Here is a 3,021-nt window from a genome sequence, read left to right on the forward strand (position 1 = left end):
TCCCTGCCCCGCCCGCCCGCATCCGTTCGGCGAGGGTGCCCTGCGGGGTCAGCTCCACCTCGAGCTCGCCCTGCAGGTACTGACGCGCGAATTCCTTGTTGGATCCGACGTAGGAACTGATCGTGCGACGGATCCGATGCTCGGCGAGCAGGACCCCGAGACCGAACCCGTCGGTGCCGCAGTTGTTGCTGATGGTCTCCAGCTCGCCGGCGCCCTGATCCCGCAGCGCGTCGATCAGGATCTCGGGCACCCCCACCAGGCCGAATCCCCCGACGGCGATGCTGGCGCCGTCGGGGATGTCGGCGACTGCCTCCGCTGCCGTGCGCACCACCTTGTCCATGTCCTGGACAGTAACCGAAAGGGTTCGTATTGTGAACCAGTGTTCGCAATGCGAACACGCCAGCTGGCAACGCGAGGAGACCCATGACGACCGCGCTGATCCGCGAACACACGCCGGGCGCGTCGTGAGCACCCCGCGAGCGTCGGGTGACCACGTACAGTCGCTCGCGCGTGGCCTCTCGGTGATCCGTGCGTTCGACGCAACCCACCCCCGCCGCACGCTGTCCGAGGTCGCCACGGCGACGGACCTCACCCGCGCGACCGCTCGCCGATTCCTGCTGACCCTCGAGCATCTCGGCTACGTCGCCGGCGACGGCTCGCGCTTCTGGCTCACCCCGCGCGTGCTCGACCTGGGCTACAGCTACCTGTCGAGTCTGTCGTTGCCCGAGGTCGCCGGCCCGCACCTGGAGCACCTCTCTGCCGCGGTCGGTGAGTCGAGCTCGGTGTCGGTCCTGGACGGGCACGACATCGTCTACGTCGCGCGTGTACCGGTCAGTCGGATCATGACGGTGTCGATCACCATCGGTACCCGGTTCCCCGCCAACGCGACGTCGATGGGCCGGGTGCTGCTCGCCGGGCTCGGCGCCGACGCGCTCGACGAGCAGCTGACGCAGCGCCCCCAGGCGCTGACCCCCCGCACCCTCGACGACCCCGATGCCCTACGCGCCGAGCTGAACCGGGTCCGGAACCAGGGACACAGCCTCGTCGACCAGGAGCTCGAGGACGGTCTTCGATCCATCGCCGCCCCCATCCACGACCGCACCGGCACGGTCACCGCGGCGGTGAACCTGTCGACACACGCGACCCGTCACACCCCGGAACAGATGCGTCGGGACCTGCTGCCCGCGCTGCTCGGCGCGGCCGACGCGATCTCAACCGATCTCGCGCGACTGGGCTGAGGGCCCGAGCCGCTCGGACATAGGCGAATCGGGCATCCGCACAGTAGGCTCCGCGCCATGAGGCGTGCGGTCGTCAGCGTGTTCGCGGTCCTGATCGTCATCGGGGCGATGCTTCTGCCTGCGTTGTTCGGCAGCTTCGACGACAGCGAGTCCGATGCCGCCGCCGAGACGGCCGTCATCACCGACTACACCGCCGACTTCGAGGTCGACGCCGACGGCCACATGACGGCCACCGAGACGCTGGACGTCGACTTCCCCCTCTCCAAGCACGGCATCTTCCGGTTCTTCGACATCGCCGACCCCGCCGACTCCCACATCCGCTACGTGCCGAAGAACATCCGGGTGACCCGCGACGGATCGTCGGACGGCGTCTCCCTGAGCACCGAGCGCGGTGGCCGGTACGTGGTCGCGAAGATCGGCAAGTCGGACGTCTCGATCAGCGGAAACCATCGCTACGTCATCACCTACGACGTCGACGGCGTGCTGTCGGACCCCATCAACGGTGCGCGCGGCTCGCAGTTCTACTGGAACCTCATCCCGGGTGGCTGGCGGATGCCGATCACCAAGGCGACCCTGCGTGCGACCACTCCGACGCCACCGCAGGACACCCGGTGCGCGGTCGGCGCCGGCTCGGACGCGGGCTGTCAGGCGAGTGCGGCGGGCAACACCCTGACCGTCACCACCGGATCCCTCGAACCCAACACCCCGGTCACGGTGCAGACGGCACTGAGTACCGCGGCGCCCGGCCAGAAGTCGCTGCCGTGGTCGATCCCGTTCGATCCCGTGTTCGGCCGGTCGGTTCCCCTGGCGATCGTCTTCGCCCTCCTCGCCGTGGTCGCGGGCGTCGTGAGTTGGCTTCTGGCACGCAGTGTCCGGGAGCCACCGCCCGCCTACCCGCTGATGTACGCGCCGCCGGAGGGCATGGGCCCGGCGCAGGGGGCCTACGTGCTCACCGAGAAGATCACCGACGACATGTACGCCGCGACGATGCTGGAACTCGGCGAGAAGGGCGTCGCCGACATCGACAACGTCGACGGCGCATGGACCATCACCGGCAAGGAGGGCGACATCTCTCGTCTCGACTCCGTCACCGCGCAGACCGCGAGCACTCTCGGTGTCGCGCCCGGACAGAGTTTCTCCGCCCAGCCGGGCGACGTCGATGGCGGCAAGGCCCTCAAGGCCGCCCGCGCCCGCTTCGACTCGTCGGTCACCTCGTGGTCGCAGGCGACAGGACTGATGCAGGTCAAGGGAATCGGGTCGATCGGCGCGCTGCTGGTCATCGGTGCCGCGCTCGGCGCCGGCTACCTGTTCTTCTTCAGCCCGTTCCACATGTCGCTGATCGGGCTGCCGCTCGCGATCTTCGCCGTGTTCGCGCTGCCGTTGGCCGCGCCCGAGGCCAAGACGTTCCGCACCAAGAAGGGGCGCGAGGCGTGGTCGCACATCGGCGGGTTCCGACGGGTCCTCGGGACCGCCTCGAGTGAGGCACGATTCGACTTCAGTGGCCGTAAAGAGCTGTACACCCAGTACATCCCGTGGGCGGTCGCGTTCGGGGTGGCCGAGGTGTGGGCCGCGAAGTACCGGATCGAGGTGGGTGAGGAGCCGCCGACCCCGTCGTACTTCGGGGCCGGCCACGGCTACGCTGCCGGCTACGGCCTGGCGTCGATGAGCAACTTCTCCGCGGACTTCAACTCCTCGGTGTCATCGGCGATCTCGGCGTACCAGGCCACACAGACGACCTCGTCGTCATCCGGCGGCGGGGGTGGTTTCTCCGGCGGTGGTGGCG

General features: G+C 68.9%; 3 protein-coding genes. 2 read left to right on the plus strand and 1 reads right to left on the minus strand.

All coding sequences use genetic code 11. The features are described 5' to 3' along the window. Positions 1-340 (minus strand): CoA-transferase (locus JHC79_RS23170; RefSeq protein WP_296395354.1); only part of this gene is annotated, 340 nt, incomplete at its 3' end. A 124-nt stretch (positions 341-464) separates the two neighbouring features. Between JHC79_RS23170 and JHC79_RS23175 the strand changes: the two genes are divergently transcribed. After that, positions 465-1,238: an IclR family transcriptional regulator C-terminal domain-containing protein gene (locus JHC79_RS23175; protein ID WP_296395356.1), complete on the plus strand. Its 774-nt coding sequence runs from the start codon at positions 465-467 to the stop codon at positions 1,236-1,238. Between the two features lie 57 nt (positions 1,239-1,295). Beyond that, positions 1,296-3,021 (plus strand): DUF2207 domain-containing protein (locus tag JHC79_RS23180; RefSeq protein WP_296395358.1); only part of this gene is annotated, 1,726 nt, incomplete at its 3' end.

The sequence above is a fragment of the Williamsia sp. genome, assembly GCF_016462415.1.
GTDB lineage: Bacteria > Actinomycetota > Actinomycetes > Mycobacteriales > Mycobacteriaceae > Williamsia_A.